Raw genomic sequence first — 14189 nt, forward strand, 5'->3', positions numbered from 1 at the left:
GCTGGGTCCTCCGGTCACTGGCCGGCTTCGAAGGTCACCGGCAGGCGGGCGGGTGCCTTGCCGGTCGGTGCGACCTGCAGGGTCTTCAGCGCGAACGCCATGACCTGCTGATAGACGGGGCCGCAGATCTGGCCGCCGAAGTAACTGCCCTTCGTGGGGTTCTGGATGGCGCAGTAGACGGTGATCTCCGGGTTGTCGGCGGGGGCGAAACCGGCGAATGAGGCGGTGTAGCCCTTGTAGCGGCCGAGTTCGGGGTCGACCCGGTTGGCCGTTCCGGTCTTTCCTGCGACGCGGTATCCGGGGATGCGCGCCTTGGTGCCGGTGCCCGCCTCGTCGTCGACGACGGATTCGAGCATGGTGGCGACCGTCTTCGCGGTCTGCTCGCTGACCACGCGGTTCTTCCTGGGTGGGGGCGCCGCGGTGAACTGCCCGTCCGGTCCCTTGGTACCGCGGACGAGCGTGGGCTCGATGCGTACGCCGCCGTTGGCGATGGTCGAGTAGACGGACGCCGCCTGCATCGCGTTGATGGACAGGCCCTGGCCGAAGGGGATCGTGTACTGCTGCGAGGTGGACCAGTCGGCCGGCTCGGCGAGGATGCCGGGGGTCTCGCCCGGGTAGCCGAGCCCGCTGGTGCTGCCGAGGCCGAACTTGCGCAGGTAGGAGTGGAGCACTGCGTTGGCCTGGCGCTGGGTCTTCCCCAGCTGTCCGGTCGCGAGGATGGTGCCGATGTTGCTGGACTTGGCCAGGACCCCGTTCAGCGTGAGGAACCAGGTGGGGTGGTCGATGTCGTCCTTGAAGAGGCGGTCGCCGCGGTGCAGGCGGTTGGGGACGACGACATGCGTGCCGGGGGTGGCCTGCTTCTCCTCCAGCACGGCGGCGATGGACATGACCTTGGCGGTGGAGCCCGGCTCGTACGCGTCCTGGAGTGCGGCGTTGCCCATGGCGGCGGCGTTGGCCTGGCTGAGATCGTTCGGGTCGAAGCCGGGGGCGTTGGCCATGGCGAGGATCTCGCCGGTGCGGGTGTTCTGCACGATCACATAGCCGCGGTCCGCCCGGGACTTGCCGACCTGGTCCTCGATCGCCTTCTGGGCGGCCCACTGGATGTCCCGGTCGATCGTCAGCTCGATGTCGGAGCCGGGGACGGCGGGCACCTCGCGGGAACCGGCGGTCGGGACGCGCCGGCCGCCGGACTGTGCGTAGGTGACCGTGCCGTTCTTGCCGGCGAGCGCCTTGTCGAGCATGGACTCGATGCCGCCGCCGCCGCGGCCCTCGGCGTTGACGTATCCCAGTATCCCGGCGGCGAGATCGCCGTTCGGATAGACGCGCTTGCTGCTGGGCTCCTGGAAGACGCCTGCGAGGACGTTGGCGCCAGGGCCGCCGCTGCGCTTGTCGGCGGCGGCCTTGCGGGCGTAGACGCTCTTGAGGTCCTTGATCTGGTTCCACACCTGCGGGGTCTGGCGGCGGGCCAGTACGGCGTAGCGGGACCCGGGCTTCTTGAGCTTCTCGGCCAGCACGGCGGCGTCGGTGCCGAGGATGGGGGCGAGCAGCGCGGCCGCCTGTTCGGGCGCGTCCGGGGCCTTGCTCTCCTTGGGGGTGAACATCTTCGGGTCGGCGGTGATGTCGTGCGCGTCGACGGAGGTGGCGAGCGCGATCCCCGCCCGGTCGGTGATCTCGCCCCGCTCGGCGGCGAGCGTGTAGCTGAAGTAGCGGTTCTTGTCGGCCTTGGCCGCGTACGCGCTGGCATCGACGGCCTGCACCTGGAGCAGCCGTACGACGAAGGCCAGCATCACGAGGGTGAGGCCCAGGCTGACCAGCCGCAGCCGTGGCCGGGGGCTGCCGAGCGTGATCGTGCGCGGGGCGGGGCGCTGGGCCGGGCGTGCGCTGCGGGGCGCGGGTCGCCGGCCCGGCCTGCCGGAGGGCGGCGCGGACGGACGCCGTGCCGGGCCCGGCACGCTCCGCCGCGGGGGCTGCTTGGAGGGCACTGCGTCACCTGCCGGTGGTCGTCGGGGTCGGCTGCGGGGACGTACGGAAGGGCTTGCCGAGTGGATCGGTGCGCTCGGGGACCGTTTGCGGCGAGGGCGCGGCGGAGGAGGACGCGCCTGGAGCCGGAGCCGGGGCCGAGGCGGAGGCGGAGGTGGCCGGGAGCGCCGACTGCGAGGCGGGGGCGGATGCCGAAGGCGTGGCGGAGGAGGCTGCGGTGCCTTGGACCTGCTGCGGTTCCGGATCGGGCGAGGGCAGGGCGGTGGCCTTGCCGGGGACGCCGCGGACCGTGCCGTCCGGGCCGAGGAATGCGGGGCTGCCGCCGGGGACCATGCCCAGTTCGCGGGCGCGGCGCTCGAGGGCGTCGGGGGCGGAGTAGCTGTCGACGTCGCGCTGTAGCGCCTGCTGCTGGTCGGTGAGCTCGGTGGTCCTCTTCTTCAGCTCGCTGAGCTCGAAGGAGCCCTGGCTGAGGGACGAGTTGAGCAGGAGGAGGGTGATCAGCCCGCCGGACAGCAGCAGCACGACCAGCACGACGAAGGGGGTGCGGGCGGCGGTACTCGGTCCGGACGGCATCAGCCGCGCAAGCCGGGCGGCCCTTCCCTTCAACTGCCTGGCCGCTGTGCTCAAGGTGTCCTCCGCATCGTCTCCGTGCCGCCGTTCACCCGTGTGTGCCGCTCACCCGCGCCCGTGGGCCGCCCTCGTCCGACGCCCTCCCGGGCGCGCCCCGCTCATGGGACGCGCGCACCGGCGCATCCCGCTCACGCGACGTCCTCGCGGATGCGCTCTGCCGCTCTCAGACGCGCCGGGGCCGCGCGGCGGTTCTGGGTGACCTCTTCGTCGGTGGGCAGCTCGGCGCCGCGGGTGAGCAGCTTCAGCCGGGGCTGGTACGCCTCGGGGACGACGGGCAGCCCGGGAGGCGCGGTGTTGGCGGCGCCCGCCGCGAAGACCTGCTTGACCAGCCGGTCCTCCAGCGAGTGGTACGACAGGACCGCGATGCGGCCGCCGACGGCGAGCGCGGCGACGGCGGCGGGAACCGCGCGCTCCAGCACGGTCAGCTCCCCGTTGACCTCGATGCGCAGCGCCTGGAAGGTGCGCTTGGCCGGGTTGCCTCCGGTGCGCTTGGCCGCCTGGGGCAGTGCGTCCCGGATGAGCTCGACGAGCCGGGCGCTGTTGCTGAACGGCTCCTTCTCCCGCTCGCGCACGATCGCCGAGACGATCCGCTTGGCCTGCTTCTCCTCGCCGTAGGAGCGCAGGATGCGCACGAGCTCACCGGCCGGGTAGGTGTTGAGGACCTCGGCGGCGCTCATCCCGGTCGTCTGGTCCATGCGCATGTCGAGCGGGGCGTCCTGGGCGTAGGCGAAGCCGCGGTCGGCCTCGTCCAGCTGCATGGAGGAAACGCCCAGGTCGAACAGGACGCCCTCGACGCGCGGGACGCCGAGACGGTCGAGGACGGCGGGGAGCTCGTCGTAGACGGCGTGCACGAGCGTGGCGCGGTCGCCGAAGGGGGCCAGCCGCTCGCCGGACAGGCGCAGAGCCTCCGTGTCCCGGTCGAGCGCGATCAGCCGCACCTCGGGGAACTGCGTCAGCAGGGCCTCGCTGTGTCCGCCGAGGCCGAGGGTGCAGTCGACCACGACCGCACCGGGCCGCCGCAGCGCCGGGGCCAACAGGTCCAGGCACCGCTGGAGCATCACCGGGACGTGTCGGGTCTGGCTCATGCGCCCTCTCAGGTCCGGCGCGGGCGGTTCAGGGCCGGGCCGTGCGTACGCCGCGCACGCGGGGAGTGTGGGGAAATGTGCGGGATGCCACCGAATGTGCTGGTGACGCCCGTGAACTTCGCGCCACTTTAGTCCACTGGTGCGGCCGGTCAATCAACCGGCCAGCGCGTCGCACCGGCCTCGGCGCCACGCTTGTGGGTTAGCTCACAACAAGGGACGTTGACGTTCTTTGTCCGCCCTCACAGCGGGCCCGCACCCCCTGTGACCGTTACCTTCGAGCCATGTCGACTTCTGCCCAGCACTCCCCTTCCGATGCCGTCCGCAGCGGCGAAACGGTCACCGATCGCCTCGTCGAGGCGAATCAGCGCTACGCCGCCGACTTCAGTGATCCCGGGATGGACGCGCGCCCGGTCCTCCAGGTCGCGGTCGTCGCCTGCATGGACGCCCGCCTCGACCTGCACGCCGCGCTCGGCCTGGAGCTCGGCGACTGTCACACCATCCGCAACGCCGGCGGTGTCGTCACCGACGACGTCATCCGCTCGCTCACCATCAGCCAGCGCGCCCTCGGCACCCGCAGCGTGATACTCGTCCACCACACCGGCTGCGGCCTGGAAAGCCTCACCGAGGACTTCCGGATCGAACTGGAGGAGGAGGTCGGCCAGCGGCCGGCCTGGGCCGTCGAGGCGTTCCGCGACGTCGACAAGGACGTGCGGCAGTCCATGCAGCGGGTGCGTACCTCGCCGTTCCTGCTGCACACGGACGACGTCCGGGGCTTCGTCTTCGACGTCACCACGGGTCTGCTGAGGGAGATCGACCCTGCTGAGTGACCCATCGGCCACCCGATAAATCGGTCAACCCCGGCATATCACTCTCAGTTGTCCACAGGCGAGTGACATGACGTGGTGACGCCAACAAGAATGCGGGTGTGACGCCATCCGGAACCTTCCGGGGACTGGTGTCCGTGTTTCGGGGTGGGCCGTGCCGTGTGATGCGCACAGGCCCTATGAAGGGCCGAGGAGGGCCGGGTGACGACCTATGACGATCGAGCGAGCCTCACGGATCTGACCACGACTGCGGAGCTCGTCCGCAGGTCGGTGGAGAGCGTGATCGAGGGCAAGCCTGAGGTCGTACGGCTTTCGCTGACAGTGCTGCTCGCCGAGGGACATCTGCTCATCGAAGATGTTCCGGGCGTCGGCAAGACCATGCTGGCCAAGGCGCTGGCGCGTTCCATCGACTGCTCTGTGCGGCGCATCCAGTTCACGCCGGACCTGCTGCCCTCGGACATCACCGGTGTGTCGATCTTCGACCAGCAGCGGCGCGAGTTCGAGTTCAAGCCGGGCGCGATCTTCGCGCAGATCGTGATCGGCGACGAGATCAACCGCGCTTCGCCCAAGACCCAGTCCGCGCTGCTGGAGTCCATGGAGGAGCGGCAGGTCACCATCGACGGGCACAGCTATGAGCTGCCCGACCCGTTCATGGTGGTCGCCACGCAGAACCCGGTGGAGATGGAGGGCACGTATCCGCTGCCGGAGGCCCAGCGCGACCGCTTCATGGCGCGGGTGTCCATCGGCTACCCGAGCGCCGCCGCCGAGTTGCAGATGCTCGATGTGCACGGCGGGGTCTCGCCGCTGGACGACCTCCAGCCGGTGGCGCACGCCCACGACATCGTGAAGCTGATCGAGGCCGTGCGTTCGGTGCATGTCGCCGAGTCCGTCCGCAGGTACGCGGTGGACCTCGTCGCGGCCACCCGCAGCCATCCCGATCTCAGACTGGGCGCGTCCCCGCGCGCCACGCTGCAACTGCTGCGTGCCGCCAAGGCGTCCGCCGCCCTCAGCGGCCGCGAGTACGCCCTGCCGGACGACGTCCAGGGGCTCGCCGTGCAGGTGCTGGCCCACCGTCTGCTGCCCACCGCCCAGGCCCAGCTGAACCGGCGCACCGCCGAGCAGGTCGTCCTGGACATCGTGCAGCGCACCCCCGTGCCCACGACCGGCAGCGCCGACGGCGCCTACCTGACGGGCACGCAGGGTCAGCAGCCGCTGTACGGGCAGCAGCCCGGCGCCCGGCGGCTGTGATGTCCGCCGCACGGCCCGCTGCTCCCCCGGGCCCGGAGGGCGAGGACAAGGGCGGAGTAGCGGCCGCGCTCAGCGGGCTCACCACGCGCGGCCGCTCCTTCCTCGCCGCCGGAGTGGCCGCAGCGGCCTGTGCGTACGTGCTGGGCCAGAGCGATCTGCTGCGCGTCGGGCTGCTCCTCGCCGTCCTGCCGCTGATCTGCGTCGCGGTGCTCTACCGCACCCGTTACCGGGTCGCCGCCAGCCGCCGGCTGTCCCCCTCGCGGGTGCCGGCCGGCACGGAGGCGCGCGTGCACCTGCGCATGGACAACGTCTCCCGGATGCCCACCGGGCTGCTGATGCTCCAGGACCACGTGCCCTATGTGCTCGGCCCCCGGCCCCGGTTCGTGCTGGACCGGGTGGAGGCCGGCGGCCGCCGGGAGGTGTCGTACCGGGTGCGGTCCGACCTGCGGGGCCGGTATCCCCTGGGACCGCTGCAACTGCGCCTGAACGACCCGTTCGGCATGTGCGAACTGACCCGTTCCTTCAGCGCCTACGACACCCTCACCGTCATCCCCCGCACCGAGGTGCTGCCCGCCGTGCGGCTGGCCGGCGAGGCGTCCGGCTACGGCGACGGCAGCCGGCGCGCCCTGGCGCTGGCCGGAGACGACGACATCATCCCGCGCGCCTACCGGTACGGGGACGACCTGCGCCGGGTCCACTGGCGCTCTACCGCTCGCTACGGCGAGCTGATGGTCCGCCGCGAGGAGCAGCCGCAGCGGGCCAGATGCACGATCCTGCTGGACACCCGACGGATCGCCTACCAGGGCGCCGGTCCGGACTCGGCCTTCGAGTGGGCCGTCTCGGGTGCGGCGTCGGCTCTGGTGCATCTGCTGGAGCAGGGCTTCGCGGTGCGGCTGCTGACGGATACGGGCAGCTCGGTGCCCGGCACGGGAGCCGACGGTTTCGCCGGCTCCACCCAGGAGTCCGCGGACTCCGCCGGGCTGATGCTCGACACGCTCGCGGTCGTCGACCACTCCGACGGGGCCGGCCTGTCCCGCGCGATCGACGTCATGCGCGGCGGCAACAGCGGCGGCGGCGAGGGGCTGCTCGTCGCCTTCTTCGGCGACCTGGACGAGGAGCAGGCGGCGCTCGCCGCCAGGATGCGGCAGCGCAGCGGCGCAGCGGTCGCCTTCGTGCTGGACTCCGGGACGTGGGTGACAGGCGGCGCGGTGACGGGCGCGGTCGACGAGCGGCTGCGGCTGCTGCGGGAGGCGGGCTGGACGGCGCTGCCCGTGCGGCCGGGCACACCGTTGACCGAGCTGTGGCAGCAGGCGGGCCGGGAGCGCACTCAGTCGCCCGGCGGCAGAGACGGTTTCTCGGGGGGTTGGTCATGAGCGGTCGGGTGAGACTCGCCCTGTGCTCCTACGCCGCCACGCTGATGGCGGCCGGGGCGCTGCTGCCGCTGGTCGATCCGGCGGGCTGGATGCTCCAGGCGGCGTTCCTGCTGGCTCTGCAGAGCGGCGTCGGGGCGCTGGCCCGGCGGGTTCCGCTGGCCGGAGCACTGACGATGGCCGTGCAGGCGCTGGTCAGCCTGCTGGCGATCACCGTGGTGTTCGTCCGCGACTCGGCGATCCTCTGGCTGCTGCCGGGACCGGAGGCGTTCGCGCAGTTCGGCGGGCTTTTCGGCGCGGGCTACGACGATGTGAGCCGGTACGCGATCCCGGCCCCGGCGACCGACGGCATCCGGCTGATGCTCATCGGCGGGGTGCTGGTGATCGGCCTCGCGGTGGACGCGCTGGCCGTCACCTACCGCAGCGCGGCACCGGCCGGTCTGCCGCTGCTCGCGCTGTACACGGTCGCCGCGGGTCTCGGCGGCGGCGGGGCGGGCTGGCTCTGGTTCCTGCTGGCCGCCTCCGGCTATCTGCTGCTCCTGCTGGCGGAGGGCCGCGACCGGCTCTCGGCCTGGGGACGCGTGTTCGGCGGCGCGCCGCCGAACCGGTCCCGTCAGGGTGCCGGGTTCGAGCCGGGCGGGGCCGCCCATGCCCCGGTCCGCACCGGCCGGCGCATCGGTGTGGTCGCACTCGGCGTGGCACTGGCCGTGCCCGCGGCGCTGCCCGCCCTGGACGGCGGCCTGTTCGACGGCCCGGGCAGCGGTCCCGGCCGGGGCGGGGGCGGCGGGGGTACGATCGCTGCGGTCAACCCGCTGGTCTCGCTGCAGGACAGCCTCAACCAGCCGCAGGACCGCGAGGTCCTGCGCTACCGCACCAACGCGCCGGACGTCCAGGGCATGTATCTGCGCATCGTCGCCCTGGACCGCTTCGACGGCACCGCATGGCGCTCCTCCGAGCGCAAGGTGCAGGGCGTGCCGGACCGGCTGCCCGAGCCGGACGGGCTCAGCCCGGCGGTCGGTGCCACCGAGGTCAGGACGAACCTCTCGTCGGCCGGCTCGTACAAGCAGAGTTGGCTGCCGATGCCCTACCCGGCGACCAAGGTGGACATCGACGGCCGCTGGCGTTACGAGCCGGCCGGGCGGACCCTGGTCGGCGACCGCGGTCAGACCACGGGCGGCGTGCAGTACTCGGTGAACAGCCTGGTCGTCCGGCCCACCCGGGAGCAGCTCGCCCAGGCGATGGCGCCGCAGTCCGAGCTGAAGCGTGAGTACACCCAGGTGCCCGACATCCTGCCGGGGTCGGTCAAGGAGACCGCCCTGGAGGTGACCAAGGGCTCCGCGAACGACTTCGAGCGGGCGACGAAGCTCCAGGAGTGGTTCGCCGAGGACGGCGGCTTCACGTACAACACCCAGGCGCGTTCGGGCACGGGCGTCGCCGCGATCAGCCGCTTCCTGAAGCAGAAGGAGGGCTTCTGCGTCCACTTCTCGTTCTCGATGGCCGCGATGGCCCGGACGCTGGGCATCCCGGCGCGGGTCGCGGTGGGCTTCACGCCGGGCAGTCCGCAGTCCGACGGCACCATGTCGGTCGGTCTGCGCGACGCGCACGCCTGGCCCGAGCTGTATTTCGAGGGCGTGGGCTGGACCAGGTTCGAGCCGACCCCGAGCCGCGGCTCGGTGCCGGAGTACGCGCAGGACCAGGCGCCGTCGGGCGGCGCCACCGACCCGGCGCGGCCGGAGACCGGTGCCTCGGCCCAGCCGTCGACGCAGCCGGTCGCGCCGGACGCCTGCCCGGAGCATGAGCGTCGCCTGGGCGAGTGCGGGGCGGCGGCACCGCGTGACATCGGTGAGCAGACGGACGAGGGCTTCCCGTGGCGGACCGTGCTCCTCACGGGTCTGAGCGTGGTCGCCGGCCTGCTCCTGCTCCTGCTGCCGCTGCTGTGGCGGATCAGCGTACGTACGCGGCGACTGAGCGCGATGGGCCAGGCCTCGCCGAAGCCCGGCGCCACGTCGGGGCCGAAGGGCTCGAAGAAGTGGGCGGGGAAGGGCCCCGGGGCCGTCGATCCCGCCGGTGACGGTGCGCTCGCTCCGGCCGGTGCCGACGGCGTGGCGCTCGTCGACGATCCGGCGGGGACCCTGGCCGTCTGGCAGGAGATCACGGACACGGCATGGGACCTCGGCATCCTGCCCGACGAGTCGCAGACGCCGAGGAAGGCCGCGGCACGCATCGTCAGGCTTGGCAAGCTGACGGACGAACCGGCGGCGGCGATGCACCGCACGGCCCGGGCGGTCGAACAGGTCCTGTACGCCCCGGTCCCGAAGGCGGCCACGGGACTTGCGGACGACGCCCATCTGATCCGTGCGGGCCTGCGGGACGGCGTGAACCTGCGCAGCCGCGTGCGAGCCCTGCTGCTGCCCCGGTCCTCGGTCCGGGTGGTCTGGGCGCTGTCGGCCCGCTGGGAGTCGCTCACCGCCCGCTGGGCACTGCGCCGCCTGCCCTTCGACCGCTGGTCCGCACTGCTCCGCCGCCCGACGAAGCAACGGAGCTAGGGCCGCGCCCTGTTGGAGGCCGCCTGGGCATGAACCCGGGCGGCCTTCTGGGCCGGGCTCCTTCCTGGGGCCGGTCGCTGAACGGCGGTGTGTTTGCCGGAGAGGCGCTGCGCCCAAGGGGCGCCGGACCCTGGGCCCCGGCCCGCCCGGGCCGCCAGGGCCGGGCAGCCTGGGCAGACGGCGAGCCGAAGCCATATGGCCCGCCCGAGCGGCGGCCCGCCCCGGACGCGGGTCCCCCGAGGGACCACGGGCCCTCGGCGCAAGTCGCCCCAGGCACCGAGGCCCTGGGCGCAGGTCCACCTGAGGGACGCCGGATCCTGGACGCGGCCTGCCGGGGCCGGGGGCCGACGGCCCCCGGGCCTGGCCTGGGAGATCGGCGCCGGGGGTGCTGACGTGCACATACGGGTGAGGGGCGACGCTTCGAGCGTCGCCCCTCACCCGTATGTGCACGTCCGGCCCGCGCGCTCGCGCGCACGGTCGCCGGTCACTGGCCCTGTTGCTCGTCCCGGCGGCGCTGCCACCGCTGTTCGATCCGGTCCATCATCGACCTTCGTGGATGGGACTGGCGACGCCCGGCCGAGCCTCCGGATCCGGCGGCCTGCTGCTCGCCCGGCTTCGGCGCCTTGCGCCACCCGGTGACCGCGAGGACCGCGCAGCCGAGCATCACGAGGAAGCCCACGACGCTGACCCAGATCTGCTGCGCGACCATTCCGGCCATGAGGAGCGCGATACCCACCAGGAAGCCTGCCACTGCCTGGTAGACCCGTCGCCGGGTGTATGTACGCAGCCCGCTTCCCTCGAGCGCTGTCGCGAACTTGGGATCTTCGGCGTACAGCGCTCGCTCCATCTGCTCGAGCATTCGCTGCTCGTGCTCCGAGAGCGGCACGGAGTCCTCCTCGTCGTCGGTCGCGGGGGCGACCGGTATGCGGCCCTTTCAGGATAGGCAGGGATTCGCCCCCGTGAAACCCGCCCTCTCGCCAAACCAGTCCGGGCCGCCATGCCCGATCGAAGTCACTGAGGCGTTGATTCCCCATCCTCCGATCCGTCATGCCGGACGGTGTCCCCCGATCATACGGGGCGCAGGCCACGATCGGGGGGCCTGTGGCGTACTCCATCTGCGGTTGCGCCCCTGATCAGCCCCGCTTCTCACCCAGTACGTGCAGCTGGGTGGCGACGGAATGGAAGGCGGCGAGTTCGGCGGCCGCCTCTTCCAGCTTCAGCAGTGCCTCCAGGGCGCCCGGCTCGGTGTCGACGAGGACGCCGGGAACGAGGTCGGCGAAGATCCGCACGCCGTGGACGGCCAAGACCTCCGCTCCGGCCCCGGCGACCAGCTCGGTGAGCTGGTCCGCGGTGAACCGGCGCGGCACCGGGTCGCCCGCCCCCCAGCGCCCGTCGGGGTCGGCCAGCGCCTGACGGGCCTCGGTGAAGTGACCGGCCAGCGCCCGGGCCAGGACCGCGCCGCCGAGCCCGGCGGCGAGCAGGCTGATCGCGCCGCCCGGACGCAGCGCGTCCACCGCATTGCGCACACCCTCGGCCGGGTCGTCCACGTACTCCAGGACCCCGTGGCACAGCACCGCGTCGAAGCTGCCTCGGTCGACGACGTCGAACACGCCGTGGATATCCCCCTGGACGCCCCGCACGCGGTCGGCGACACCGGCCTCAGCGGCCCGGCGCTCCAGGGCGAACAGGGCGTTGGGGCTGGGGTCGACGACGGTGACGCGGTGACCCAGGCGGGCGGCGGGCACGGCGAACTTACCGGTGCCACCACCGGTGTCGAGGACGTCCAGGAAGTCGACACCGGCCGCCTTGATCCGGCGGTCGAGGGCGTCCTTGAGGACTTCCCAGACCACCGCGGTGCGGAGCGAGGCACGGGAGGGTCGCGGTGGGGTCTCCCCACCGGAGGCAGGGGAAGGGTCCGGCACGGCAGTTGGCTCCTCGGGCGATGTGCTGGTGAGACGCCGTCCACCCTATTGCCTTCACCGTCGCGCATCGCTTCGTGTCTCATGACACGGCGTCCTCCTCCCGACCGGACCCGCCCGCATGGGGCGTCCGAGGCGGATGCTCGCCCCTCGGCTGGGGCAGCACCGGCTGCAGTACGAGCAGCCGCTCGACGAGGCGGAGGAACATCGCGGCGTCGCGGAGCAGGTCGTCGGCGTCACGGGTGGTGGCCGCGCCCCGGATGCCCGCCTCGGCACGCGCCCGGCGCTCGGCGCCCGAGGCGAAGAGCACGCTCCACTCGGCGAGTTCCGGTGCTATCTCGGGCAGGACCTCCCAGGCACTGCGTATGCGCCGGCGACGCCGGGGGTCGGTCTCGGGACGACCACGTGCGGCGAGCACGGCGGCGGCGGTGCGCAGCGCGGCGAGATGGGCCGTGGCGTAGCGCTCGTTCGGCAGTTCCAGAGCGGCGGCCTCCTCCAGACCGGCCCGCGCCTGGGCGAGCAGGTCAAGGGCGGCGGGTGGCGCCGAGGCCCGTCGCAGGACGGGGTGGACGTCGTGGGCGGGACCGGTCAGTGAGGGGGCAGGGCCGGTGGCGCGGCGCCGGGACGCGGCAGCTGCGGAGTGGCTGGCCATGACGAGCCTCCTGTCGTCGTGTGACGGCACTGTGGCCGTATGTGTCCATCGTGGGGGGAGCCACTGACAATCCCCTCTGACCTGCTGTTTTCCCCCATAGAGAGCTGCCCGGGTGGCCGCTAGGGTGGGGTGAGGAGTGCGCTGGGAGACTCGGAGCAGTCATGCGCGGACATCACCCCGACCCGCCCGACGATGCACACCAGCTCCTGGTCACGCTCGGGCAGCTCGTGGATCAGGCCCTGGAGCGGATCAGATTCCACCGGGCCCGGATCGAGCTGGCCATGGCCCTGCAGCGCCACATGCTCCCGCCCGCCCTGCCCGAATTGCCCGGCCTGCACATCGCGGCCCGGTACACACCGTCGCAGGACGGTCTGGACGTAGGCGGCGACTGGTACGACGCCTTCGTCATGAACGACGGATCGCTGGGCTTCGCGATCGGCGACGTACAGGGGCACGACGTGGAGGCCATCGCCTTCATGGGCCAGGTCCGTACCAGCCTGCGGGCCATCGCCGAGGCGACGAGCGACACCAGAGAGGTGCTGAGCCGCGCCAACGACCTGCTGATCGCCATGGGGTGCGGCCTCTTCGCCACCTGTTGCTTCCTGCGCTTCGATCCGGTCCACCGTGATCTGACGGTCTCCCGGGCCGGTCATGTGCCGATGGTCTGGGCCACCGCCGGCGGCCGCTACGGGGTCGCTCTCGACGACGGCGGCCCGCCGCTGGGCGTCCTCGCGGGCGAGGCGTATCCGATGACGCACCGGCGTCTGATGGAGGCGGGTGTCCTCGTCCTGCTCACCGACGGCGTGGTGGAGGGCCCCGGCTACCCCATGGAGTCCGGTCTGGCGGAGGTCGCCCGGCTCGTGCGGGCAGGGTTCGACGCCGATCCGGACGTGCTGGCATCCGCGGTCATGAAGGTGGCCGACCTGACGGGGCACCGTGACGACGCTGCCGTGCTCGTCGTCCGCTACGACGGCCCGGAAGAGCTGCTTCCTGGAAGGACTTCAGGCAGAGGGGCCGTAGCCGTACGGCGCCGCCCGGAGTGGCCGGGGTGCCGGAGTGGCCGAGGGTCCGGCCACGACGCAGACTGCTGAGATGCGCCCTGCTGAACTCGGCCGCTGGGGGCCTGCTGCTCTGCGTGTCGTGGCGGTCTGCGTGCTCTACTACGGAGCCGCGCGCCTCGGGCTGCTCCAGCAGCTGGTACGCGGCCAGGTCACGCCGCTGTGGCCGCCCACGGGCGTCGCACTGGCCGCGCTGATCACGCTGGGGCCGCCCGCCTGGCCGGGCATCGCGCTCGGGGCGTTCCTCGTCAACGTCACTCTCGGGCCGTCCGTTCCCGCGGTGCTGGCCATCGCCGCGGGCAACACTCTGGCTCCCCTCTGCGCGTATCTTCTGCTGCGGCAAGCAGGGTTCCACGCCGGGCTCGACCGGCTGCGCGACGTGCTGACCCTTGTCTTTCTCGGGGCACTCGCCGGGATGCTGATCAGTTCGACGATCGGCAGCGGGGTGCTGGTGTGGTCCGGGGCCCTGGACCCGCGCGACTTGTGGCCGACCTGGTCGGTGTGGTGGACCGGTGACGCGATGGGCGTCCTTGTGGTCACGCCATTCCTGCTCGCCCTGCGCGGGGCCCGACGACCGGAGATCCGGCCCGCCCGCTGGATCGAGGCGGCCGCTCTGCTGCTCGGCACGCTCTTCGCGACGCTTCTGGCGACCCGGACGGGCAATCCGGCCCTGCTGTTCCTGGTCTTCCCATGCCTGATCTGGGCGGCGTTCCGATTCCGCCTCGCCGGTGCCGCGTCGTGTGCGCTGGGGGTGTCGATCCTGGCGATCCTCGCCGCGTCCCGGGAGAGCGGGCCGTTCGCCGGTCAGGACCTGTCGGCCTCCTCGGCCCACATGATACTTTCTGTACTGACCAGTCAGTTCAAAGAATGGGTTGCG

The 14189-nt window shown here is 72.3% G+C and carries 11 protein-coding genes and 1 pseudogene; 6 read left to right on the top strand and 6 right to left on the bottom strand.

The window, feature by feature from the left end:
• Window positions 1-14: 14 nt before the first annotated feature.
• The 3 genes from ACH5AF_RS15160 to rsmH all read right to left on the bottom strand — a co-directional run bounded on the left by ACH5AF_RS15160 (window position 15) and on the right by rsmH (window position 3695).
• Complete coding sequence (locus ACH5AF_RS15160; protein ID WP_398902106.1) at window positions 15-1982, bottom strand: peptidoglycan D,D-transpeptidase FtsI family protein; 1968 nt, start codon at window positions 1980-1982, stop codon at window positions 15-17.
• Window positions 1983-1986: 4 nt separating this feature from the next.
• Window positions 1987-2607, bottom strand: a complete 621-nt coding sequence (locus ACH5AF_RS15165; protein ID WP_398902107.1) for a septum formation initiator family protein — start codon at window positions 2605-2607, stop codon at window positions 1987-1989.
• A gap of 131 nt (window positions 2608-2738) precedes the next feature.
• Window positions 2739-3695: a 16S rRNA (cytosine(1402)-N(4))-methyltransferase RsmH gene (gene rsmH / locus ACH5AF_RS15170; protein ID WP_398902108.1), complete on the bottom strand. Its 957-nt coding sequence runs from the start codon at window positions 3693-3695 to the stop codon at window positions 2739-2741.
• 281 nt (window positions 3696-3976) lie between these two features.
• Between rsmH and ACH5AF_RS15175 the strand changes: the two genes are divergently transcribed.
• From ACH5AF_RS15175 to ACH5AF_RS15190, 4 genes are all read left to right on the top strand, one after another.
• A complete protein-coding gene (locus tag ACH5AF_RS15175; protein ID WP_398902109.1) occupies window positions 3977-4522 on the top strand; it encodes a beta-class carbonic anhydrase in 546 nt (181 codons plus the stop codon).
• Between the two features lie 198 nt (window positions 4523-4720).
• Window positions 4721-5767 (top strand): AAA family ATPase, encoded by a 1047-nt coding sequence (locus ACH5AF_RS15180; RefSeq protein ID WP_398902110.1) that lies wholly within the window; start codon window positions 4721-4723, stop codon window positions 5765-5767.
• On the top strand, window positions 5767-7140 hold the full coding sequence (locus tag ACH5AF_RS15185; protein WP_398902111.1) for a DUF58 domain-containing protein: 1374 nt from the start codon (window positions 5767-5769) through the stop codon (window positions 7138-7140). Before ACH5AF_RS15180 ends, ACH5AF_RS15185 begins: the two co-directional genes overlap by 1 nt.
• Window positions 7137-9683: a DUF3488 and DUF4129 domain-containing transglutaminase family protein gene (locus tag ACH5AF_RS15190; protein WP_398902112.1), complete on the top strand. Its 2547-nt coding sequence runs from the start codon at window positions 7137-7139 to the stop codon at window positions 9681-9683. The genes ACH5AF_RS15185 and ACH5AF_RS15190 overlap by 4 nt, the downstream gene beginning before the upstream one ends.
• A gap of 484 nt (window positions 9684-10167) precedes the next feature.
• Here the strand turns inward: ACH5AF_RS15190 and ACH5AF_RS15195 are convergent, their stop codons facing one another.
• The 3 genes from ACH5AF_RS15195 to ACH5AF_RS15205 all read right to left on the bottom strand — a co-directional run bounded on the left by ACH5AF_RS15195 (window position 10168) and on the right by ACH5AF_RS15205 (window position 12254).
• On the bottom strand, window positions 10168-10569 hold the full coding sequence (locus ACH5AF_RS15195) for a DUF3040 domain-containing protein (protein ID WP_398902113.1): 402 nt from the start codon (window positions 10567-10569) through the stop codon (window positions 10168-10170).
• Between the two features lie 247 nt (window positions 10570-10816).
• On the bottom strand, window positions 10817-11605 hold the full coding sequence (locus ACH5AF_RS15200) for a class I SAM-dependent methyltransferase (protein ID WP_398902114.1): 789 nt from the start codon (window positions 11603-11605) through the stop codon (window positions 10817-10819).
• A 79-nt stretch (window positions 11606-11684) separates the two neighbouring features.
• Window positions 11685-12254 carry an SAV_6107 family HEPN domain-containing protein gene (locus tag ACH5AF_RS15205; RefSeq protein WP_398902115.1) on the bottom strand — a complete coding sequence of 190 codons (570 nt, stop codon included), beginning with the start codon at window positions 12252-12254 and terminating at the stop codon, window positions 11685-11687.
• Between the two features lie 161 nt (window positions 12255-12415).
• Between ACH5AF_RS15205 and ACH5AF_RS15210 the strand changes: the two genes are divergently transcribed.
• Window positions 12416-13345, top strand: coding sequence for a PP2C family protein-serine/threonine phosphatase (locus tag ACH5AF_RS15210; RefSeq protein WP_398902116.1), 930 nt, complete (start codon window positions 12416-12418; stop codon window positions 13343-13345).
• Window position 13346: 1 nt separating this feature from the next.
• Window positions 13347-14153 (top strand): annotated as a pseudogene (locus tag ACH5AF_RS15215) (MASE1 domain-containing protein); the annotation flags it as partial.
• Window positions 14154-14189: the final 36 nt, after the last annotated feature.

This window comes from Streptomyces sp. NPDC018833, assembly GCF_044390825.1.
Taxonomy (GTDB): domain Bacteria; phylum Actinomycetota; class Actinomycetes; order Streptomycetales; family Streptomycetaceae; genus Streptomyces.